This is a genomic window from Pseudomonas lurida, from assembly GCF_013522705.1.
GTDB lineage: Bacteria > Pseudomonadota > Gammaproteobacteria > Pseudomonadales > Pseudomonadaceae > Aquipseudomonas > Aquipseudomonas quebecensis.
The window spans coordinates 112,999-137,173 of the sequence record NZ_JAAMRE010000001.1; the positions used below are offsets into that span (position 1 = coordinate 112,999).

At 64.0% G+C, this 24,175-nt stretch carries 9 protein-coding genes; 3 read left to right on the top strand and 6 right to left on the bottom strand.

The window, feature by feature from the left end:
- Positions 1-20 precede the first annotated feature (20 nt).
- The 3 genes from G7025_RS00480 to G7025_RS00490 form a co-directional block, all read right to left on the bottom strand.
- Positions 21-788 (bottom strand): N-acetylmuramoyl-L-alanine amidase, encoded by a 768-nt coding sequence (locus G7025_RS00480; RefSeq protein ID WP_181075763.1) that lies wholly within the window; start codon positions 786-788, stop codon positions 21-23.
- A 123-nt stretch (positions 789-911) separates the two neighbouring features.
- The gene (locus G7025_RS00485; protein ID WP_181075765.1) at positions 912-2,234 is read right to left on the bottom strand and encodes an ATP-binding protein; all 1,323 of its coding nucleotides are present in this window, start codon (positions 2,232-2,234) and stop codon (positions 912-914) included.
- Positions 2,231-2,911 (bottom strand): response regulator, encoded by a 681-nt coding sequence (locus tag G7025_RS00490; protein ID WP_181075766.1) that lies wholly within the window; start codon positions 2,909-2,911, stop codon positions 2,231-2,233. The genes G7025_RS00485 and G7025_RS00490 overlap by 4 nt, the downstream gene beginning before the upstream one ends.
- Positions 2,912-3,087: 176 nt before the next feature.
- Here G7025_RS00490 and dsbD point away from each other — a divergent pair, with 176 nt between their 5' ends.
- From dsbD to dsbG, 3 genes are read left to right on the top strand one after another with little or no spacing between them, the layout of a single operon-like run.
- Complete coding sequence (gene dsbD / locus G7025_RS00495; RefSeq protein ID WP_181075768.1) at positions 3,088-4,815, top strand: protein-disulfide reductase DsbD; 1,728 nt, start codon at positions 3,088-3,090, stop codon at positions 4,813-4,815.
- Positions 4,815-5,666, top strand: a complete 852-nt coding sequence (locus G7025_RS00500; protein WP_181075770.1) for a TlpA disulfide reductase family protein — start codon at positions 4,815-4,817, stop codon at positions 5,664-5,666. The genes dsbD and G7025_RS00500 overlap by 1 nt, the downstream gene beginning before the upstream one ends.
- Entirely contained in the window at positions 5,642-6,403 is a 762-nt protein-coding gene (gene dsbG / locus G7025_RS00505) for a thiol:disulfide interchange protein DsbG (RefSeq protein WP_181075772.1), read from the top strand. The genes G7025_RS00500 and dsbG overlap by 25 nt, the downstream gene beginning before the upstream one ends.
- Positions 6,404-6,535: 132 nt before the next feature.
- Here dsbG and G7025_RS00510 read toward each other — a convergent pair whose 3' ends face one another.
- The 3 genes from G7025_RS00510 to G7025_RS00520 all read right to left on the bottom strand — a co-directional run bounded on the left by G7025_RS00510 (position 6,536) and on the right by G7025_RS00520 (position 23,985).
- A complete protein-coding gene (locus G7025_RS00510; RefSeq protein ID WP_181075774.1) occupies positions 6,536-9,934 on the bottom strand; it encodes a hypothetical protein in 3,399 nt (1,132 codons plus the stop codon).
- A 349-nt stretch (positions 9,935-10,283) separates the two neighbouring features.
- Positions 10,284-23,180 (bottom strand): non-ribosomal peptide synthetase, encoded by a 12,897-nt coding sequence (locus G7025_RS00515; RefSeq protein WP_181075777.1) that lies wholly within the window; start codon positions 23,178-23,180, stop codon positions 10,284-10,286.
- A gap of 52 nt (positions 23,181-23,232) precedes the next feature.
- Positions 23,233-23,985 carry a thioesterase II family protein gene (locus G7025_RS00520; RefSeq protein ID WP_181075778.1) on the bottom strand — a complete coding sequence of 251 codons (753 nt, stop codon included), beginning with the start codon at positions 23,983-23,985 and terminating at the stop codon, positions 23,233-23,235.
- Positions 23,986-24,175: the final 190 nt, after the last annotated feature.

A 24,175-nucleotide genomic window follows, 5' to 3' on the forward strand; every position in this document is an offset into this window, starting at 1 on the left:
GGCTTGCCCTGCGCCGGGCTTCAGAGCCCGCGGTATTTTTCATTCAAGGCATACAGAATCGCGCAGGTTTCGGCGTCCAGCACGCCGCGGTAATCCCCTGGCCGGAAATGCATTTGCAACGCACGGGTTCTCAGTTCGAACGCCTGGCGATTCTGCGCCGGTTTGTACCCATAGCGCTGGAAGGCCCGCTCCACTTCGACTTCCGGTGGCAGACCGACACAGAAGCGTCGTTGGTACATGGCCCGCGTCGGCTCATCGAACCAGGCGCCGATACCTGCCCTGTGCAGTCGCTCCCAGGGCAGCCGAGGCCCCGGATCGCTCTTGCGCCAGTAGGCCACGTCGGAGTGGCCGAGGATATCGGTCGGCGTAATCCGCGGATAGCGACCCAGGACATCGTGCAGCAGCGCGATCAGTACTTCGATCTGTTCCTCGGCGTAGGCGGGAAAGCTGAATACGCCCGCGTCGTCCCGCGCCAGGTTGACGAGCTCGATACCGATCGAGCGGCTATTAAGGTTGTCCCCTGCGTCCCAATGGCTCGCGCCGGCATGCCAGGCGCGCTGGGTCTCGTCCACCAGGCGAAACACGCGCAATTCTTCATAGCCGACGGCGCGATAGCCGGGATCATCGGGGTCGGGCAGCAGGTAATGCGCACTCACCCCATCCTGCGTCAACGTGCGCAGGGAGGATGCAAACGGCGCCGCGGTGTAATGCACGATGACCTGGCGCACGGGCTCGCCATTGCGCCCGTTGAAGCCGGTGGCGGGATAACTGGTGTCGATGACCAACATGAGAGCCGTCCTTTTCAATACAGGCCAAGTCGTTCGGCCCGTTCAAACGCAAAAAAATTACCGCCATCCTGAAGGTTCGGACGCCAGGCGGGCGGTAACTATTTGGCTCTCAAAGAAAAGCGATCAGCGCCGCAGCGGCATGCTCAGCTCGACGCGCAGGCCATCGGGGAGGCTGTCGAAGGTCAGCGAGCAGGCGCAGCGCTGCACGATCGCCTGCACGATCGCCAGGCCCAGGCCACAGCCTTCGCTGCTGCCGTTGCGCCAGAAGCGCTGAGTGAGGTATTGCAGGTCTTCGCTGGAGATCTGCTTGCCATGGTCGCGCACGCGAAACACCACCTTGTCTGCGTGGTTGAACACGTTCAATTCCACGCGGGTGTGCGCCGGAGTGTGGCGCAACGCGTTGTCCAGCAGGTTGCGCAATGCGGCGACCGCCAGGCCCACCGGCATGTCCACCGGGGCGCCGCAGAGGTTGTCCGACAGGCTCAGGTCGATGCGCGCGTTGTCGCCGGCGTTGGCGTCCTGGATGGCCAGGCGCGCGACTTCTTCGGCGCTGGACTGCAGCCCATCGTCAAACGAAAGACTGCCTTCCACCCGCGCCAGCAGCAGCAATTGCTCCAAGGTGCGATGCAGGCGGTCGGCGCCCTCCTCGGCGTGGGCCAGGGATTGGTCGCGGGCGGCACCGTCGGTCATGCGCGCCACCTGCAGGTGAGTCTTGATCGCCGTCAGCGGGCTGCGCAGCTCATGGGCCGCATCGCCGGTGAGGCGGCGTTCGCGCTCGATGGTCTTGGCGATGCGCTGCAACAGTTGGTTCTGGGTGTCGAGCAGCGGTTTGAGTTCGCTGGGCAGCGGGTGGATCTGCAGCGGTTCGAGGGAATCGGCGCTGCGCCGCATCAGCGCGTCGCGCATGCGGTTGAGCGGCAACAGGCTTTGGCCGATGCCCAGCCACAGCAGGCACAGGCACCCCAGCATCGCCACGCCCACCGGCACCGAGGCTGCCAGCAGGATCGACAGGTTCAATGCCTCGCGCTCCACCTGGCGGTCGGCGGTGGTGATCAGCAGGTCGCCACGGGACAAGGTAAAGCTGCGCCAACCCACGCCATCGATGACCTGGTCGCGAAAGCCGCTCTTGCGCGACTCCAAGCCCTCATCCGGGGTGGTATGGCTACGCGCGAGGACTTCCCCGCGCAGGGAACTGACCTGACAGGCCATGCCGCCCGGCACATTGAGTTGTTCGGCACTGAAATGCGCACCACCGCTGACACTGGCCAGGCCCGGCATCTGTTCGGTCAGCCCGGCCACCATGCGCGCAGACGCCACGAGGCGCTGGTCGAGGGAAAACATCATCTGGTTGCGCAGGTCATTGAGCATCCAGGCCGCCGCCAGAGCCCAGATCAACACAAACGCGACGCCCAACTTGAACGTCAGGCGCAGACGCAGGCTTTTCAAGACGCGTCCTTTGCCGTGCCCGCCGGCCCCAGGCGGTAACCGAGACCGCGCACCGTTTCGACGATACCGTTGCCCAACTTGCGCCGCAGGTGGTGGATATGCACATTGAGAGCGTTGCTTTCCAGCTCGTCATTAAAACCGTAGACGCTGTCTTTGAGCTGCTCGCTGGAGAGCACGCGGCCCTTGTTGTGCAGCAGGGCCTGCAACAGCGCCTGTTCACGGCGGGACAGGTCCACCGGCTGACCGCTGAGGAAGGTTTCACGGCTGCTGGGGTCGTACGTCAGGCAGCCGTGCTCGATCAGGTTGACGCTGCGGCCCGCCACGCGGCGCAGCAGGGTTTGCAGGCGTGCGGCCAATTCGCGCAGGTCGAAGGGCTTGAGCAGGTAATCGTCGGCGCCGGCCTGCAGGCCATCGACACGGTTGGTCACCGAGTCCCGGGCGGTGAGGATCAGCACCGGAATCTCCAGGCCCTGGCTGCGTTGTTGCTGCAGCAGCTTGAGACCGTCTTCGTCGGGCAGGCCGAGGTCGAGCACCATGATGTCGAAGGTCGCGGCCTTGAGCATCGCGCGCGCGGCGGCGGCCGAGGCCACGCGCTCGACGGTAAAGCCCTGGGCAGTGAGGCCGGCCACGATGCCGCTGGCGATCAGTTCGTCGTCTTCGCAGACCAGTACGTGCATGCTGAACCCTTCATGAAAGATGGGGCGATTAGAAACACAGCCGATTAAGCGCCGATTATGCCGCGAAAAGAGGCCGCCCCAAGATAATCCCTACACTCTAGAATAGCGCCCGGTTAATCATCGGTTAATCAACGCCACACATTGTGGCCTCACTTGCATCGAACTAAGGCTTGACCATGCGGCATCTGTTTACCTTTCTGCTGGTGTTGTTCGCCGGGTTCGCCCAGGCCGCGCCGGGCAGCCCCTTCGACACCAAACCCGAGTTCCTGCCGGTGGGCAAGGCATTCACCTTTACCTCCGAGCGGCTTGAAAGCGGTGAGACCCAGCTGTATTGGCAGATTGCCGACGGTTACTACCTGTACCAGCAACGCATGAAGTTCGACGGCCTCGCCGAAAAGCCCGCGCTGCCGCCGGGTGAAGCCCATAGCGACGAGTTCTTCGGCGAGCAGCAAGTGTATCGCCAGGGCCTGGAAGTCAAGCTGCCGGCGGGCACCACCGGCCGGGTCAAGCTGGGCTGGCAGGGCTGCGCCGACGCGGGCCTGTGCTACCCGCCGCAATCGATCACCGTGGACCTGGGCGGCAACCCGGCCGTCGCCGCCACTGCGCAGGCGCAGGATCAAAGCCTGGCCAGCGGCCTGCAACAACGCAGCCTGGGTTGGAGCCTGCTGGTGTTCTTCGGGCTGGGCCTGCTGCTGGCGTTCGCGCCGTGCTCGTTGCCGATGCTGCCGATCCTCGCCGGCCTGGTGGTCGGCAGTGGCGCCAGCCCACGTCGCGGCCTGGCCCTGGCCGGCAGCTATGTGGTGTGCATGGCGCTGGTGTATGCAGGCCTGGGCGTGCTGGCCGCCCTGCTCGGCGCCAACCTGGCGGCGCTGCTGCAAACCCCTTGGATCCTCGGCAGCTTTGCAGCGTTGTTCGTGATCCTGGCCCTGCCGATGTTCGGGTTCTTCGAGCTGCAACTGCCGGTGGCCTTGCGCGATCGCCTGGATAACGTCAGCCGCAGCCAGCGCGGTGGCAGCCTGCTCGGCGCCGGGATGCTCGGCGCGTTATCCGGCCTGCTGGTCGGGCCGTGCATGACCGCGCCCCTGGCCGGCGCCCTGCTGTATATCGCCCAGAGCGGCAATGCACTGCACGGCGGGCTGATCCTGTTCGCCATGGGCATCGGCATCGGCATCCCGCTGTTGCTGCTGGTAACCGTGGGCAATCGTTTCCTGCCCAAGCCGGGCACCTGGATGAACGTGCTCAAGGGCGTCTTCGGCTTCCTGTTCCTGGGCACTGCGGTGTTGATGATTCGTCCCGTGGTGGATGACAACCTGTGGCTCGGCCTGTGGGGCGCCCTGGCGATTGCCATGGCTTATTGCGGTTGGCGCCTGGCTCAGGACTTCGGGCGGGTGGCCATGCTGTTCGGCGCCGGCTCCGTGGTGCTGGGCCTATGGGGTGCGTTGATGCTGGTGGGCGCCGCCGGTGGCAGCGACGATCCGTGGCAACCGTTGAAGGTCTACAGCGGCTCGGGTATTGCCGGCGCGCCGACGGCCCACGACGCGTTCCTCACGCTCAACGACCCGGCCGCGCTGCAAACCCAACTCGACAGCGCCAAGGCCCAGGGCCAGTGGGTGCTGGTGGATTACTACGCCGACTGGTGCGTGGCCTGCAAGGTCATGGAAAAACAGGTGTTCGGCCGCCCCGAAGTCCTCGCGGCGCTTAAGGACGTACGCCTGCTGCGCCTTGACGTGACTGCCGACAACGCCGCCAGCCGCGAACTGCTGGGCCGCTATCAGGTGCCAGGGCCGCCGAGTTTTGTGTGGATCGGCCCGGACGGTCACGAGCGCCGCGCCCACCGCATTACCGGTGAGGTCGATGCCATGACCTTCCTGCAACGCTGGACCCAAGCCCGGGACGCCCTCTGATGCTGACCCTGACCATCGGCACCTTCGCCATCGCCCTGAACCACATCCTGCTGATCGGCGCGCTGATTCTCGCCACATTGGTGGGCTGGCGCGTGGCCAAGCGTGGCGGTGAAAACCCGGAGTCGGTGCTGTTCAGCCTGTTCCTGCTGGGGATGCTGGCCGCGCGCATCAGTTTCGTGCTGGCGTACTGGGGCTATTACCGTAACGACCCACTGCAGATGATCGATCTGCGCGACGGCGGTTTCCTGGCCTGGCCGGGCGTGATCGTGCTGATCCTAGGCGCCCTGCTCTACGGCTGGCGACGCCCGTCACTGCGCAAACCGCTGAGCGCCGGGGTTATCACCGGCCTGCTGTTCTGGGGCATGACCAGCCTGTCGTTGAACGTGTATGAAAAAGGCACGCGGCTGCCCGACATCACCTTGCGCAATGCCAATGGCGACGTGGTGCAATTGGCCGACTATCAGGGCGGCCCGCTGGTGATCAACCTGTGGGCCACCTGGTGCCCGCCGTGCCGCCGTGAAATGCCGGTACTGGAAAGCGCCCAACGCATGCGCCCCGACGTGACCTTTCTGTTCGTCAACCAGGCCGAGAGTATGCAAAGCGTCAGTATCTTTCTCATCACCCAGGGCCTGACCCTGGACAACGTCTTGTTCGATGCCAGCGGCCGCCTGGGCCAGGCCGTGGGCTCCATGGCCCTGCCGACCACGCTGTTCTATACCGCCGACGGACGCCTGATCAACAGCCATCTGGGGGAGTTGTCCCAGGCCAGCCTGGCCCGTGCCCTGGAACCTTTCGACACCGTCCCCGCCGCCACAAGGAAACCGACATGCCCCGCCTCCGCCACCTGCTGACCCTGCTGCCGCTGACGCTGGCGGCCACCCTGGCGCACGCCGAAGACTGGCCCGCGCCGATCAAACAGATCGAAGCCAAAGGCGCCAAAATCATCGGCAAATTCGACGCTCCCAGCGGCCTCACCGGCTATGCCGCGCAGTACCAGAACCGCGGCATGGCGCTGTACCTGACCGCCGACGGCAAACATGTGATCGCCGGCAGCCTCTACGATGCCCAGGGCAACGACCTGAGCAACGCGCCCCTGGAAAAACTGGTGTATGCGCCAATGGCCAAGGAAGTCTGGGCCAAGATGGAAAAAAGCAGCTGGATCCAGGATGGCGACGTTAAGGCACCGCGCATCGTCTACCTGTTCAGCGACCCCAACTGCCCTTACTGCAACATGTTCTGGGAACAGGCGCGACCTTGGGTGAAGGCCGGCAAGGTGCAACTGCGCCACATCATGGTCGGCATCATCCGCGAAGACAGCCCCGGCAAATCCGCCGCGCTGTTTGCCGCCAAAGACCCGCAAAAAGCCCTGGAAGAACACGAAGCCGCCGGCAAAGGCAGCAAGTTGCAGGCGCTGGCCAAGATCCCGGCGGATATCGAAGCCAAGCTCGACGCCAATATGAAGTTGATGGATGAACTGGAGTTGTCGGCGACGCCGGCGATTTTCTATCTGGATGACAAGGGCGGATTGCAGCAGCAACAGGGGGCGCCTTCGGCGGAGAAGTTGGTGAAGATACTGGGGGCAAAGTAACTACCCATCTTCCATTGTCAAATAGAACTGACGAAGCACTTATGAATGAACAAGGTGCGCCCTCTAAAACAGGCGCACCTTGCTCGTTCGAACATCCCAAAAATACTGGGCTGCTTTGTCAGGGTTAGAACCCTAACGGTAATAGACAGTTAATGAGTCTATGCAGCCATGCTCGACCGTTCGTATATCGACATAAGCGATTCTGGAGCTACCAGGAGCCCTGAAATCTACCCACGTTCCCGAAGAAACCTCACGTCTGCCAAGCCGTTGCCCCTGCGCATCGAAGTAAGTGAATTCGGCAATACTGGTGCCGATGTTCGAATATCCAAACCGAACTCGGGACGCTTGGGTCTTCAAACGTAAACGTGCTAACTGTGGGGGAGTTCCCCCAGAGCAAAAAATCGCGTATGACCTTCCTTCTACCATCCCAGGCACCGTTTCCCCTGCGCCCCGGACAACATGAAGCCCTAGATAAGAAGCGAGCGGTGCAACCATCTCAAGCGTCGCAAGTCGAGTCGAAATTGGATTTCTCGTCCTTTCAATAAGATTGTAAGTTTCAAAATCATCGAAATCGCTCGTCTCCATACGAACTTCCAAGCGCAATAATTGAAACTCTAACGCGTCACGCTCACTGGAACTTCCGTCCGTTGTCACCTTACACGTGAAGGTCAAAGTGCTGCCTTCCTCCAACAGATTTAGCTCGCCGCGCCGCAATATATCCGCCAGCCCCGCACTTACCTCGTCAACTGCCACTGCCTTACCCAGGTAAACATTCAGGGTGTACGGGCTTCCGTCTTCATGAGTTCCCACACCTCTGAGCCAGACTTTCTGCTCCGGCAAGATAAACCACCAAGGCTCAACAGTAATATCCGCATCCCCGCCAAAGGTCCGCAAGTCCAGAATGTTACGCGTCGCCTGCGGCACTACCGGCATAGGCAACCGCGTCGGCCTGCTGATCTTCAACTCAAAGGTTTTGGACGGTGCAAATTGACAGCGGCTGGCAACGGTGTAGTCGATAAGGACTGTTTTCCCAGCGTTATGAATCACCGCTTCACGAGGAACCGCGAACTCGACATAGCCACGATCGCTGTCTCCGCTCTTGGAGCCAAGCTGCAGGATCGTGCCGTTCGGGTTGATCCAACGCGCTGAGATCGTTTGATGGCGACTCATGCGTGCATAGGCTACTCGTACAGTCACACCAAAGCGGCCGTTCCAAATCGTCAGGTCTGAGCCATCGGCCTCAAGCACGGTAGCTGCCTTGAGATCCAATTCTTTCTGAATGACGTGCAGTTCCAATCGCCGGAATCGCGTCGCGCTGTGCTTATCGGACCGGCCATTGAAATTCACGGCAAAATGCACCTCAAGGTCGCTGCAACCCGCCAGTTTTTCCAACTCCAGGCGCGGCAACGGCGTATCGACGCCATTGGTTAGCCACTTACTCGTCACGGGCACACCTTCCAGCACCTCAAAGCTATAGAGCGTGTCATCCTCCAGCTTCCCAGTCACCCAAAGCCAGCACGGATGACCCAACGCAATGTAGGGCCAGCGGTCCACGGTGGCGTTGGCGTCACCGGTAAAATGATTGAGATTCAGCGTACCGTTGGTGGCCTCCCTGACGACCGGATCGGGCAGGTTGCTGATACCCAGCACTTTGACTGTCCGCTGCGGTGATAACCACGCACTACCGTCGCACCGACTGACGCGGTACGTGAGCGTAATGTCTTGCTCAAAGTTCGCGCTGATCGCCGATGGCGGTACCGTAAACACCAGGCTGCTTTCACCTTCGACCGGTTGTCGACACTCCAGCAACGGAGAGCCCGGCCCAGGGGTGCCGGAGAATGTCGGGCACACCGTGTCCCCGCAGCACATGCCCTCATACGTCACGACCATATGTGCTCCGTCAACCGTGTTCACCGGGTTGACGACCCAAGCCTCGCCCGTGTTTACCGCTTCGCGCAATTCAGGCGCCGACAGGGTCAGGTGAGGCTCGGTAAGCACCTTCAGTGATAGCGGAGGAAACATTCTGTAGACCGGCCGCCCCTCTTTACGGGGGCGGAACTCAACATAAAAGACCGTATACAACTCGCTGCCATGCTTGAGCTTGGCCAACTCCTCTCGTGGCAGTGCTCTGCTCCAACCCTGCTGAACATCTTCATCAGTCACTGGCGAGTCGAGAAAGAACGTCCACCTGGCATTGGAACCATCGGCATAAGTACCAGTAACGGCTACATAGACAAGTTGCGTCGTCCCAATAAAAACCCAAGGGGCGACATAAAGATCAGGGTCTTTACAGCACAACAGCGAAAGGTCGAGGTTATCGCCATGAGACTGGAGGAACTGAGGCCTGGGGAAATTGGTCGGGAGCTTAATTCTGACCTGACCTAGAGGTGACGTATACGGCTCGCCATCGCGGGTAACGGTGTATGAAAAAAGCGCAAAATTATCCAGGCGCATACCGACGTACAACGGCGGTATGTGGAAATCTACGCAGCCTTCTTCCACTCCGTTCTGCGGCGCAATGGGTGCCCAATCACCGTCCGTGGTCGCCCAGAACAGGGAGATACTGTCCGTCTCGCGCATATCCTCGTAACAGACACGGACAGTGGCCCCCTCCAGCAGTTTCAGGGGGTCAATCGAACTCTGGCCCTCAGCCTCGACCAGGAAAGGCTCGGGTAAGTGCAACGCCGTATCGACCAACAAGCGCGCGGTCGTGCGCGGGTGAAATTCCAGGGCGTTTTTGGGCAACTGTGTCTCGAAGTGCGGATCAACCGGAACCGCAGGCATGGGCGCCGTGCCATCAAAGATCACTGCCGTGTGGACAGTCAGGGACGAATAGTCCTCTCGCTGCGCCATCCAAGCCCGTGAAAGCTTGAACTCGAAGACATGCCCGGCAATCGCCTCGGCCGCCGTCACTACATGGTCCCGGGCTGCCCAGGCAAATGCAAAGGGTGGAAGGTGCTGGTCACCGGCCACGTTGATAAACAACCGCTGCCCGGCCTGAATCATCGGCCACGCGTTGACCTTAATGGTCTCATCGCCGCTGAAGGTGGCCATATCCAGTACCCAGTCGTTGTGGATGTACTGCACATGGGCAAATACCGGCAACGATTCGCGCAGGTCTTCTTCCCTGATCTGTTGGACTTCCAAGTCCAGCCTGAAAGATTTCTGTACTTGGCTACCCACGGTGGCTTCATACCGCACCTGTACCGTGTGCCCAATGCAATAACTGATCGTTTGCGCCGAAATATCGACGACGTTGACACCGTCCGCTACGGCGACAGGCTCGAATACTGGCTCTGTCTGACCCATGATTTCCATGTAGAACATGACGTGGGTCGCCCCTGCTGGCAGTGCCAGCGTTGCTGTCGTGCCGGCAATTGCATCGATGGGGTACAGCACGTTGCCGTTCGCCGCGAACTGAATAATTGGCAAAGGCAAATTTGTTGAAGCCGGCCCCGCTGATGGCGGTGTCGGTGCAACGCCAGCGGCTTGTGCGGAAGATGGACGTTTTCGAGTGGGTGGTTTAGCCATGATAAAACTCCTTTCCTGCGTTAAATGACCAGCAAGGTTGACCTTAGGGCCAGGTACTTGAGGCATCTATCTAACGCCTGGATCAGGAGCGCGACTACTGTCAGATTTGACAGGTATTTAGCAGAATTCCGTTTTTTCGGATGAACGGCCCCCTCAAAATGACTGAAGAAACTCGGGCCAAGATAGGCGCCATCGGGGCATCGGTATCTACACATCCTCGATAAAAACACAGCCTGAAAACGTGAGCTTTTATGGTGAATGGGGCTGCTTCGCAGCCCGGCGCGGGGCAAGCCCGCTCACCACATGTGTCAGTCTTCAGGACTTGAGTAGATGCAACGAGCATCGCAGATCAGAGCCCTTCCAACTCGGCCATCAGATCACTCAACCGATCCACCTTCTCCACGCTGATCTCATTACCCGCCAACCCTTCGATGTACTCGGCCAACTCCGCCACGGTGCTGCACTCGAACATCGCGCGCAGCGGTACGTCCCGTTGCAGGGTTTTCTGCACGCGCGATGCAATCTGTGTGGCCAGCAGCGAGTGCCCGCCCAGTTCGAAGAAGTTGTCCTGTACGCCTACCCGTTCGACTTTGAGCACCTCGGCCCAGATAGCGGCCAGGGTGGTTTCCAGCTCATTGCGCGGTGCCAGGTAGCCCTGGCGGTGCAACTGGCCGATGTCCAGGGCCGGCAGGGCATTGCGGTCAAGTTTGCCGTTGGCGTTGAGCGGCAGGCGCTCAAGCCATAGCCAGTGCAGCGGCACCATGTATTCCGGCAGTTCGGCGCGCAGGCGTTGCTTGATGCGGTCCAGGCGTTCGCTCGGGTTGAGCGCCGTATCCGCAGCGACCAGGTAACCCACCAGGTGCTTGCCGTTGGCGCCTTCCTGTACACCGACGGCCGCGTCGCGCACGTACGGTTGCTCATGCAGGCGCGCTTCGATTTCCCCCAGTTCGATGCGGTAGCCGCGAATCTTCACCTGATGATCGACACGCCCGACATATTCCAGCACGCCATCGCTGCGCCGCCGCGCCAGGTCACCGGTGCGGTACAGGCGCTCGCCCGGCGCGCCGAACGGGTCGGGTACGAAGACCGGCGCGGTGCGCAGCGGGTCGCCGACATAGCCGCGCCCTACCCCGGTGCCGGCCACGCACAACTCGCCGACGGCGCCTTGAGGCACCAGTTCCAGCGCGCCATCGAGCAGGTACAAACGGTTGTTGTCGGTGGGTGTGCCGATCGGCAAGTAGGTGCCACGGGTGGAGGCCAGGTCAACGCGGAAGAACGCCACGTCATCGGAACATTCCGCCGGACCGTACGCATTCACCAGGCCAATCTCGGGGTAGCGCTGCAGCCACTGGTGCGCCAACTCCGGCGGCATCGCTTCGCCGGTCGGCAGCATCCAGCGCAGGCCGTCCAGGCTGATACGGTCCTGGGCCAGCATGCCCTGGATCAGCGACGGCACGCTCTCCAGCACGCTGATGCCCTGGGCCTGCACATGCATCAGCAAGCCTTGCGGATCGTGGGCCAGGGTATTGGGCACGATGTCCACCCGTGCGCCGAACAACGGCGCGGCGAGAAATTGCCACACGGAAATATCGAAACTCTGGGACGCGGTCTGGGCAATCACATCCGCCGAGGTCAGACCCAGGTACGGCACCTTGCTCAATTGGTTATTGAGCATGCCGCGCTGTTGCACCATCACGCCTTTGGGCAAGCCGGTGGAGCCGGAGGTGTAGATCACGTAGGCGAGGTTGTCCGGGCCGCTATACACCCCTGGGTTTTCGCCTCGCGACGGCACGTCGTCCCACACCAGCAACTGGCAGTCAATCCCGTCCAGCAGCGCGATGGCCTGCTCGCGACAGGCCTCGCTGCACACCAGCAGCGGCGTGCGGCTCAGCTCGATAAGGCGACGCAGACGCTGGCTCGGCAAGCCCGGATCCAATGGCAGGTAGCCGGCACCGGCCTTGAAGCTGCCGATGATCATGCCCAGCAGATCCAGGTTGCGTTCAGCCAGCAACGCCACCGGTTGATCCAGGCCGACACCCGCTGCGATCAAGGCATGACCCAGGCCATTACCGCGGCGGTTCAACTCGTCATAGCTCCATTGCTGATCAAGGCAACTGGCGGCGATACGCTGCGGGTGCGCGGCCACCTGGGCTTCGAACAGCTCCACATAGCTGCGCTCCAGCGGGTAGGCGTGCGCGCTCCGGTTGCAACCCTCCACCAGAAACTCGCGCTCCTGCACACCGATCAGCGGCAACTCGGCCATGTCGCCATGGAAGCCCTGCACCAGCGCCAGCAGCAGGCGTTTGAACTCGGCGAGCAAGCCTTGCACGGTGCTTTCGTCGAAGTAGCGCTGGTCGTAGGACAGGTGCAAACCGAGGTCATCACCGGGGTAGCACACGGCGGTCAGCGGGAAGTTGGTGTGGGTGCGGCCGGAGTCCGAGGTGGCATTAAGGCTGTGGGCACGGTCCAGCACCGTGGTGTCCACCGGGGCGTTTTCGAACACGAACAGGCTGTCGAACAGCGGCTGGCCCTTGGGCAGTTCGCTGTGTTCCTGCAGAGTCACCAGCGGCAGGTATTCGTACTCGCGCAATTGCATGTTGCTGTCGAGCAGGCCGCTCAGCCACTGACGCACACTGCAGGGCTGGCCGTCTTCGGGCAGTTGCACCCGCAGCGCGATGCTGTTGATGAACAGGCCGACCGTGTGTTGCATCTCGGGCATGTCCACCGGGCGACCGGCCACTGTCACACCGAACACCACGTCACGATCGCCGCTGACCCGGCGCAGGACCAAGGCCCAGGCCGCCTGGGCGAACGTATTGACGGTCAGCTGATGGGCCTGGGCCAGCTCCCGCAGTTGTGCGCCGTCACGCGCATCGAGGCGGGTGTAGCAATCGCCCACCACCATGCCGCCGCTGTGGCCGGCGTGTTCGCGCAGAAATGGCCGGTCGCTGGGGATTGGCGTGGTTCGTTCGAACCCTTGCAGGTTCTGCTGCCACCACTGGCGCGCCTCATCCAGGTTGCGGCGTTGCAGCCAGGCGATGTAGTCGCGATAGCGCGGCGGCGTGGCCAGTTGCGCATCGCGGCCTTCACCGAGGGCCAGGTAGATTTCAAAGAAGTCGTTCATCAGCAGCGAACGGCACCACGCATCGATGAGGATATGGTGGTTGCTCATCATGAACCAATAGCGTGCCTCACCCACGCGAATCAGGCGCAGGTGGAACGGTGCCTGGTTGAGCAGATCGAACCCGGCCTCGCGCTCGGCCTTGAGCAACGCTTGCAGACGCGGCTCGTGCTCGGCTTGCGGGTCGTGGCTCCAGTCCAGGTATTCAATCGGCGCAAGGCCCGGCTTGTGGATCACCTGCAGCATGTCTTCGCCGACGTTCCAGCAGAACGAGGCGCGCAGGGCTTCGTGGCGGGCGATTACCGCTTGCCAGGCCTGGGCGAAACGTTCGGGGTCCAGCGCACTGTTGATGCGGTAGCGGTCCTGCATGTAGTAGAGGCCGGTGCCCGGTTCCAGCAGGGTATGCAGCAGCAGGCCCTCTTGCATCGGCGTGAGTGGGTAGACGTCCTCGATCGCCTGGGCAGGCACCGGCAGGGTGTCCAGTTGCGCCTGGGTCAAGCGTGCCAGGGGGAAGTCGGACGGCGTGAGGCCGCCGGCATCGGTCTTGAGGCAATGCGCGATCAGGCTGTGCAATTGGGCCAGGTAGGCGTCGGCCAGCTCGCGAATCACCTGTTGATCATGGCGTTCGCGGCTGAAGGTCCAGCGCAGCACCAGCTCGCCGCCGTACACCTGGCTGTCGACGCTCAGTTCGTTGGGCAGCGGCGCATCCGGATCATGGGCCAGGCCGGTGGACTCCTCCAGCGGATGGAACAGCGCATCGGCGCCGAAGCTCTGGTCGAACTGACCAAGGTAGTTGAACGTGATTTGCGCGCTCGGCAGTGCGGCCATGCGCTGTGTGCACAAGTCATCGGCCAGGTAGCGCAGCACGCCAAACCCCAGGCCCTTATGGGGCAAGGCGCGCAGTTGCTCCTTGATTGCCTTGATCGAGTCGCCCAGCTCCGCCTGCGGTGTCAGGCGCAATGGATAAGCGCTGGTAAACCAGCCGACGCTGCGGCTCAGGTCGATATCGTCAAACAGGGGTTCGCGGCCATGGCCTTCCAGCTGGATCAGTGCCGAGTCATGGCCGCTCCAACGGCACAGCACCCGCGCCAGGGCCGTCAGCAGCAGGTCATTGACCTGGGTGCGATAGGCGCTCGGTGCCTGTTGCAACAACTGGCGGGTGTGTTCGGCATCCAGGCGCACGCTGACCGTCTCGGCATCGCGATTGCGCCGTGCGCCTTGGGGGCGCTGCACCGGCAATGTCACGGCCGGGCCGGCCAACTGCGCTTGCCACACGCTCAATTCTTCGCGCAGGGATTCACTCTGGGCATAGGCCTGCAACCGCGCAGCCCAATCGCGCAGCGCACTGGTCTTGGCCGGCAAGCTGACGGGTTGGCCGTCGCTGAGTCGGCGATAGACGGTTTGCAGGTCTTCCAGCAGCACGCGCCACGACACGCCGTCGACGACCAAGTGATGAACCGCAATCAGCAAGCGCTGCTGGCCTTGCGGGCCGTCGACCAGCAGGGCACGCAGCAGCGGCCCGTGCTCCAGGTCGAGGCTGCGCTGGGTGTCGGTGAACAAGGCGCTGCACTGCGCCATGTCGCGCACCTGCGCCTGCATCAGCACGCCGGCTTCCGGCACATCCCGATAGTCGGCATGCCACTGCGCGCCGCGCTGGCTGAAGCTCAGGCGCAGGGCATCGTGGTGCTCCAGCACCGCCAGCAATGCCTGCTCCAGGCGTCGGGGATCGAGCAGGTGCAGCGGTTTGAGCAGCAATGCCTGATTCCAATGCTGGCGCGCGGGGATGTCGGTGTCGAAGAACCAGTGCTGGATCGGCGTCAGCCCGGAGCTGCCGGTGAGTACACCTTGCTCGGCCACGACCCGCTCCGATCGGGTGGCGACGGCGGCCAGGCTTTGCACGGTCTGGTGCTGGAACAGGTCGCGCGGGCTGAAGTGAATGCCCGCCTGGCGCGCGCGGCTGACCACCTGGATCGACAGGATCGAATCGCCGCCCAGTTCAAAGAAGTTATCGTCCAGGCCGACTTGCCGCACGTTCAACACCGCGCACCAGATCGCGGCCAGGGTACTTTCCAGGGCGTTGCGTGGCGCCACGTAGTGTTGGCGATTGGCCTCGGGATCCGGTTGCGGCAAGGCGCGGCGGTCGAGCTTGCCGTTGGCGGTCAACGGCATGCTGTCGAGGATGATCAGGTGCGCGGGCACCATGTAATCCGGCAGTTGTGCCTTGAGGTGGGCTTTGAGCGCCTCGCGCAAGGCGGCGTGGTCGGCGTCCCCGACCAGGTACGCCACCAGTTGATGGCCGCTTGGGGCCTCCAGCGCCAGCACCACCGCTTCGCGCACCTGGGGATGTTCCAGCAGGCGGGTTTCGATTTCCCCCAGCTCGATGCGGAAACCGCGAATCTTCACCTGATGGTCGATGCGCCCCAGGTACTCCACCAGGCCGTCGGCGCGCTGGCGCACCAGGTCGCCGGTGCGGTACAGGCGCCCGCCATCGGTGGCAAACGGGTCGGCGACAAAACGCTCGGCGGTCATGCCTGGACGCTGGTGGTAACCCTGGGCCAGCCCGGCCCCGCCGATGTACAACTCGCCGCTCGCGCCCTGGGGCACCAGGGCCAGATCGGCATCCAGAATGTACGCCACACGCTCACCGACAATGCTGCCGATCGGCACGCTGCCGGTGCCCTCCTCCCACTGCGGCGGCGCCAGGCTGGCCAGCGGCATCACCACGGTTTCGGTGGGGCCGTAGGCATTGAAAAACAGCTGGGGCTGGAACGCCGCGCGGATGCGCTGCAAGTGCTCGCCGGTCAGGGCTTCGCCGCCGGTGATGCACATGCGCACCGGCAATGTCTGCCGTTGGGTCGCCAGCCACTGCGCCAACTGGCTGCCGTAGCTCGGAGTAAAGCCCAGCACCGTAACGCCATGGGTGCGGATCAGCGCGCAGATCTGCTCGGCGTCCCATTGCCCCTCGGCCCGCAGCACCACGTGGGCGCCGCTGAGCAACGGCACGAGCAAACGCTCGGTGGCGGCGTCGAAGTTGATCGAATAGAAATGCAGCTCACAGTCGTCGGCGCGCATGCCGAAACGCTCGATCACGGCCCGGCAATGCATGGCGATTTCACCGTGTGACACCACCACGCCTTTGGGTTTGCCGGTGGAGCCGGAGGTATAAATCAGGTACGCCTGGTGCTGCGGCAGGTTGATAAAGGGCAGTTCATCAGCCGGGTAATCGGCAAGCGCGGCAAGGTCATCTTCCAGGCACCAATGGGCCACCGTCGCCGGCAATTCGCCGAGGGCTTGGAACATCGCCGCATCGCTGAGCAGCAGGCCGATGCCGCTGTCTTCGATCATGTAATGCAGACGGTCGAGCGGGTATTCCGGGTCCAGCGGTACGTAGGCGCCGCCGGCCTTGAGGATCGCCAGCAGCCCGACCACCATCTCCAGGGAACGGGGCAGCGCCAGGCCAACGCGCACCTGCGGCCCCACGCCACGCTCGCGCAGCATCCAGGCCAGGCGATTGGCGCGCGCATCCAGCTCGCGGTAGCCGAGGGTTTCGCCGGCAAAGGTCAACGCCTTGGCGTCGCCACGCCGCTGAGCCTGTTGGCTGAACAGCGGATGCAGGCACTGGTCGAGGCGATGCACGCCGGGCTCGGCGCCGAGGCTGCGTTGCAGTTCGCGCCGCTCGGCGGCACTCAGCAACGGCAATTCGCTCAAGCGCTGACGCGGGTCGGCGATCAGCGCTTCGAGCAGATTGCGCCAATGTTCGGCCATGCGCGCGATGCGTGGTTCGTCGAACAGGTCGGTGCTGTAGGTCAGGCAGCACCCCAGGCGATGATCGAGATCGGTGACTTCCAGGTTGAGGTCGAACTTGGTGGCGCGCGCATCGTTGGCCAGGTACTCGACGGTCATCCCGGCCAGTTGGCGGCTCTGCTGGAACTCCCAGCGCTGCACGTTGCACATCACTTGGAACAGCGGGTTGTATGCCGCGCTGCGTGGCGGTTGCAGGGCTTCGACCAGGTGATCGAACGGCAGGTCCTGATGGGACTGGCCTTCGATCACGGTGTGGCGGACGTGCTCAAACAATTGGTGGACAGTCATCTGCCCATCGAGCCGGCAACGCAGCACCTGAGTGTTGAGGAACGCGCCGATCAGCCCCTCGCTCTCCGGCCGGATGCGGTTGGCCACAGGGGCGCCGATGCGCAGGTCGGTCTGGCCGCTGTAGCGGTAGAGCAACACGGCCAGGGTCGCCGTCATGGTCATGAACAGCGTCAGGCCGTGCTCGGCATTGAACGCCCGCACGCGCGCGGCCAGTTCATCGCTGAGGTCGAAGCGATACAGCTCGCCTCGATGGCTTTGCACCGGCGGCCGTGGGCGGTCCGCGGGCAATTCCAGCAAGGGGTGTTCGCTGCCCAGTTGCGCCGTCCAGTAATCCAGCTGGCGCTGACGCTCGCCGCTTTCCAGCCATTGGCGCTGCCACACGCTGTAGTCCAGGTACTGCACCGGCAACGGCGCCAGCGGCGACTCGCGCTCGTCGATAAACGCTTCGTACAGCGCGCTGAGTTCACGGGCAAAGATGTCCATGGCCCAGCCTTCGGTGACGATATGGTGCAGGGTCAGCACCAGGTAATGCTCCTGCTCGCCGGCCTTGACCAGGCATGCGCGCAGCAATGGCCCGGTTTCCAGGTTGAACGCGGTGTGGGCTTCGTGATCGGCCAACTGCTGCAGGCGCTGCTGGCGCTCGGTAGCATCGAGCGCGGACATGTCCCGCCAATCCATGCGCACGCCGGTCTGCGCCGAGACCTGCTGACAGGCCACGCCGTCGACGCTGGGGAACGTGGTGCGCAGGGTTTCGTGACGCATGATCAGGGCCTGCAACGCGGCCTCGAAACGCCCCACGTCCAGCACGCCGCGCAGACGCGCCATGCCACCGACGTTGTAGGCCGGGCTGTCCGGTTCCATCTGCCAGAGGAACCACATGCGCTGCTGGGAATAGGACAGCGGCACCGGCTGGCGACGGTCGACCCTGGCGATGGCCGTGTGTTGATTGCGCTGGCCGGCGGCCTGGATCAGCGCGACCTGCGCGACGAATGCTTGCAGCTCGCTGGCGTCGAACAGGGTGCGCAACGGCAGCTCGACGTCGCAGGCCTGCCGGGTGCGAGAGACGATCTGGGTGGCCAGCAGTGAGTGGCCGCCGAGGGCGAAGAAATCATCGCGCAGACCCACTTGCGGCATACCGAGCACCTCACGCCAGATCGCGGCGATCTGCTGTTGCAAGGGCGTCTGGGGTTCCACGTGTTCGCGGGTATGCCACACCGGCTCAGGCAACGCGCGGCGGTCGAGTTTGCCGCTGGGGCTCAGGGGCATCGCGTTCAGGCGCATCAGCTGCGCGGGCACCATGTACTCCGGCAGCTCGGCGGCCAGGGCGGCTTTGACCGCGTGTTCATCCAATGCGGTGTGCGCGGTGTAGTACCCGATCAATTGCGCGTCACGCACCTGCACCACGGCCTGGGCGATGCCGTCCAGGGCCAGCAGGCGCGCTTCGATTTCTTCCGGCTCCACGCGGAACCCGCGCAGCTTGACCTGCTGATCGAGACGACCAAGGTATTCCAGCACGCCGTCGCGGCCCCAGCGCACCCGGTCGCCGGTGCGATACAGGCGCGTGCCCGCATCCCCCAGCGGGTCGGCGACGAAACGTTCGGCGGTCAACCCCGCACGTCCCAGGTAACCGCGCGCCAGGCCGATGCCGGCGATGCACAGCTCGCCCGGCACCCCGGCCGGCAGCGGGTTGAGGTGTTCGTCGAGCACGCGGCAGATCACATTGCCCAGCGGCCGGCCGATCGGCGAGCGCTCGCCATCCTCGGCCTGGCAGTGCCAGTGGGTGACGTTGATCGCGGTTTCGGTCGGCCCGTAACGGTTGTGCAACTGCACCGCCGGCAACTGCGCCAACACGCGGTTGCGCAGCTCGGCGGGCAAGGCTTCGCCACCGCAGAACAGGCGACGCAGACTGGTGCATTCGGCGCTCAGCGGCTCGTCGATAAACAGCTGCAACAGCGGCGGCACAAAGTGCAGCGTGGTCACGCCGTAGGTCTGCACCAACTGTGCGATGCGGTGCGGGTCGCGGTGTTCGCCGGGCCCGGCCAGTACCAGGCGGCAGCCGCTGATCAACGGCCAGAAGCACTCCCATACCGATACATCGAAACTGATCGGTGCCTTTTGCATCAGCACATCGCTGGCGTCCAGCCGATAGGTGGCCTGCATCCATTGCAAGCGCTCGGCCAAGGCCCGATGGGTGTTGCCCACGCCTTTGGGCTGGCCGGTGGAGCCGGAGGTGTAGATCACGTAGGCGAGGTTGTCGCCATGCAGGTGCAGGCCCGGCGCTTGGGTCGGCCAGCTGTCCAGGTGCAGGCTGTCCATGGCGATCACGCACACGCCGTCGGCGCTCGGCACCCGGTCGAGCAGTGCGGTCTGGGTCAGCAGCAAGTGCACGCCGCTGTCCTTGAGCATGTAGGCCAGGCGCTCGGCCGGGTAGTCCGGGTCCAACGGCACATAGGCACCGCCGGCCTTGATGATCGCCAGCAGGCCGATCAGCAACTGCGGCGAACGCTCGGCGGCGATGGCCACGCACACATCCGGGCCGACGCCTTTGTCGCGCAGGTAATGGGCCAGGCGGTTGGCCTGGGCGTGCAGTTGGGCGAAGCTCAGGCTGCCGCCGTCCCACACCAACGCAGTGGCGTGCGAGGTGTGCCGCCCGAGGGCTTCGGGCAGCCATTGCCGGGCCGGTGCGCAGGGCGCGGCGTTCCACGCCTGCTGCTCGTCATGTGGCAGCAATGGAAGGTCGCCGAGGGCTTGTCGCGGCTGTTCGCACACACCGTTCAGCAGGTGGATAAAGTGCTCGGCCAGGCGCTGGATAGTCGCCGCGTCGAACAATTCGTCGGCGTAGTCGAACGACAGGCTCAGGCGCCCATTGCGGTCCTCTTCGCTGTGCAGCTGCAGGTCGAACTTGGCCTCGCGGCTGTGCCACGGCAATTCGTCGGCGAGCATCCCAGGCAGGCGGCGCAGGGCGCTCAAGTCGCGCTGTTGATGGTTGAACATGACTTGGAACAGGCCCTGTTCGCGGGCCTGAGGGAAGGCTTCCAGCAGTTGCTCGAACGGCAGGTCCTGATGGGCCTGTGCCCCCAATGCGGTGTGGCGGGTGGCGGCCAGCAGCTCACTGAACGGCATACGCCCGTGCAGTTCGGCGCGCAGCACCAAGGTATTGATGAAAAAGCCCACCAGCCCCTGGGTTTCCTGGCGCGGGCGGTTGGCGTTGGGCACGCCGATGCGAATATCGCGCTGGCCGCTGTAGCGATAGAGCAGGGTCTGGAACGCCGCGAGCAACAGCATGAATGGCGTGGAGTCGTGGGCCAGGGCGGTCTGGCGAATGGCTTCGCTCAGAGGCGTGCTCAAGCGCACGCTGTGCCGCGCCGCGCTGCGGCGGTGCTGCGCGGAACGCGGGTGATCGGTAGCCAGGCTCAGCACCGGATGTTCATCGCCCAATTGCGCCTTCCAGTACGCCAGTTGGCGCTGGCCCTCACCGTCGGCCAGCCATTGGCGTTGCCAGCTGCCGTAATCGGCGTAGCTCACGGCCAGGGGCGCCAGCGTCAGCGCCTGGCCCTGGACGGCGGCGGCATACAGGCGCGAAAACTCGTCGAGCAGAATAGTCAGCGACCAGCCGTCGGCGATGATGTGGTGCAGCGTCACCAGCAACTGGTGATCCTCATCGTCCAGGCGCACCAGGGTCAGCCGCAGCAGCGGGCCTTTTTCCAGATCGAACGGGGTGTGCGCCTGGTCCTCGCGGATCTGCGCCGCGCGAGCCTCGCGCTCGGCGGTGGGCAGGTCGCCGAGGTCGATGAGCGGCAGGTCGAACACCGCCTCGGCGTCGATGCGCTGACAGGCCTGGCCGTCGCGTTCGTAGAAGCGTGTGCGCAGGGCATCGTGGCGCTGGATCAAGTGCGCGAAGCTGGCGCGCACGGCGTGTTCATCCAGCTCGCCGCGCAGGCGCAAAGCGCCGGGGATGGTGTAGGCGCTGCTCCGTGGGTCGAGTTGCCAGGTAATCCACAGGCGGTTCTGCGCCAGGGATTGGGGCCGTTCATCGTCGCGCGACAAGACGCGGATAGCACCCTGGGCCACACCGCCATCCTGTTGCAGGCGCGCGACCTGCGTGGCGAAACCGTGCAAGGTCGGCGCCTCGAACAGCAGGCGCAGGTTCAGCTCCAGGCCCAGGCTTTCACGCAGACGCGCGATCACTTGGGTAGCGTTGATGGAGTTGCCGCCGAGCAGGAAGAAGTGGTCGTCGGCGGCAACGCTCGGGACCTGCAATTGCTCGCACCAGATCGCGGCGATCCGGCGCTGCAGATCGGATTCCAATGCGGCCTGAGCGGCCGGCACCTGCCGACCGGGGAATTGCGCATAGCTGTCGAGGCTGCCGTCGGCATGGCGCAGCCCACAGGCCGCGCGCTGCACTTTGCCGCTGGAGGTCTTGGGCAAACCGCCGGGGTTGAGCAGCACCACCACCGATGGCGCCTCTTGATAGGCCTCGGCTACTGCCTGGCGGATCGCTTTGATCAGCGCTTCGGGCGGCAGGATTTTCTGCACGCTGCGGCTGATTTCGGCGGCGATGCCAATACCCTCCACGCCCTGGTCGCTGACGGCGAACGCCGCCACCCGGCCTTTGCGCACCCCTTCCACTTCGCGTTCGATAGTTTGTTCGATGTCCTGGGGATAGAGGTTGTGACCGCGCACGATCAACAGGTCCTTGAGACGGCCGGTGATGTACACCTCGCCGTCACGGATAAAGCCCAGGTCGCCGGTGCGCAGCCAGGTACGTCCGGCGTGCTGCACAAAGGTCCTGGCGGTGGCTTCGGGGTTGCGCCAGTAGCCGTGGGCGATGCTCGGGCCGCTGGCCCACAGCTCGCCGACGGCGCTGTCGGGCAGTTCGCTCAAGGTGTGCGGATCGGCGATCAGCACCGCGTGTTCCGGCTGGCTGGTGCCGCAGCTCATGATCGCACTGCCCTGCCCCGGCTCGGCACGGTTGGCGGCCAGCGCCTGGTCGTCGACCCGCAGTGCCGCGATGCCCTGGCCGCGAGTACCGCCGGCCACGAACAACGTAGCTTCGGCCAGCCCGTAGGAGGCGAAGAAATGGTTCGCGGTGAAGCCGCACACCGCGAACTTCTCGGCGAAGCGCTCCAGGGTGTCGAGGCGGATCGGTTCGGAACCCGAATACGCCACGCGCCAGCGACTCAGGTCGAGGCGCTCCAGGGCGGACTCGCTGACCCGCTCGCTGCACAGGCGGTAGGCGAAATCCGGGCCGCCGCTGATGGTGCCGCCGTATTCGCTGATCGCTTGCAGCCAGCGCAAGGGCCGGCCAAGAAAGTACGAAGGCGACATCAGCACACACGGCACGCCGCTGAAGATCGGTTGCAGCAGACCGCCGATCAGGCCCATGTCGTGGTACAGCGGCAGCCAGCTGACGATCACGTCGTCCGGGTTGAGGTCGATGCCGAAGCCGCGGCGGATCAGCACTTCGTTGGCCACCAGATTGCCGTGGCTGACTTGCACCCCCTTGGGCATCGCGGTGGAACCGGAGGTGTATTGCAGGAAGGCGATGTCATCGGCTTGCAGGTCGGCGGCGACCCACTGCTCGGCGAGCTGCGCATCGAGGGTGTCGACGCTCAGCACCGGCGGCGCATTGTCGAGTTGCGCCAGGCCGTCGCTCAGGCTGGCGATGGTCAGCAACAGGCGCGGCTCGGCGTCGCCGATAATCGACAGCAGGCGCTCCTGATGGTGACGACGCGTGGACTCCGGAGGGTAAGCAGGCACCGCGATCACGCCGGCGTACAGGCAACCAAAGAACGCCGCGACGTAATCCGGGCCGCTGGGGAACAACAGCACCGCGCGGTCGCCCAGGCTCGCGTGCGCCTGCAGGGCGGCGGCGATGGTGCGGGCGCGCAGGTCCAGGTCGCGGTAACTGAGCACCACGTTGTGCTCGACCGACTCGGCCAGGAAGCGCAGCGCCACCTGATCCGGGGTGTGCGCGGCGCGACGTTGAAGGGACTGGACCAGGGTACGGGGAAGTTCGAAGGCGTCCATCATGGGGTTCCTGCCTGAAATCGGCTTACGGGGAAATCGGAAAAATTGAGGGCGTTCAGCTGGCGGCCAGTTGCCGCGCCTCGCCATTGCGCCAGCGCGCCAGGTGCGCCTCGGCATAGCGCCGCACGCAGCGCAGCACTGCGCTTTCCTGCTGCATCAGGAAGAAGTGGTGACCGTCGAACCAGTCCAGGGAGAAGCCGCTCGCGGCCTCGCGCTGCCAGTCGAGCAATTGGTCGGCGCGTACGCTGTCCTGCTTGCCGCCCAACACATGGATCGGCATGCCCAGCTGCGGGCGCTCGCCATAACTGAAACTGCCGCAGAGCAGAAAATCGGCGCGCAGGATCGGCAGCATCAGCTGCATCAATTCGGGGTTGGCCAGGGCTTCTTCGGTGGTGCCCTGCAATTGGCGCAGGCGGGCGATCAGTTGCTCATCGGTTTTTTCAATCGCGTATTCGCTGACGTCGCGCTGCGCCGGCCCGGCGGTGCCGGAGGCGAACAGCGCCAGCGGCGCGGGAAGGTTGCGGGCATGCAGCGCGTGGGCCAGTTCGAAGGCCAGCAGGCCACCAAGGCTGTGGCCGAACAACGCATAGGGGGCGTTCAGGTCGTGGCTGATCTCCTGCGCAAGTTGCGCCGCGAGGGCCTTGATGTCGCGCTGCAAAGGCTCATCCATGCGCATGCCACGGCCGGGTAACTCCAGCGGACAGATGTGCAGCCAGTCCGGCAGCGCGCGCCGCCAGCGCATATACACCATGGCGCTGGCGCCGGAATAGGGCAGGCAATACAGACGCATTCGGCTCGGTGCGCTCATCGCTGGAGCACTCCGATGTGAGACACGCTGTGTGCACGATAAAAACCCATCTCGCCCTCCTGCGGGTGCTGATCCTTGGCCGCTGCGCTAACGGACCTGTCACCCAAGAGAACGGACGGCATCGGCAAATAATTAGTCGCCGGCGGCGCACACGAGGCGTGCCTATGCCGCGCCGAAAGGCATAAGATTA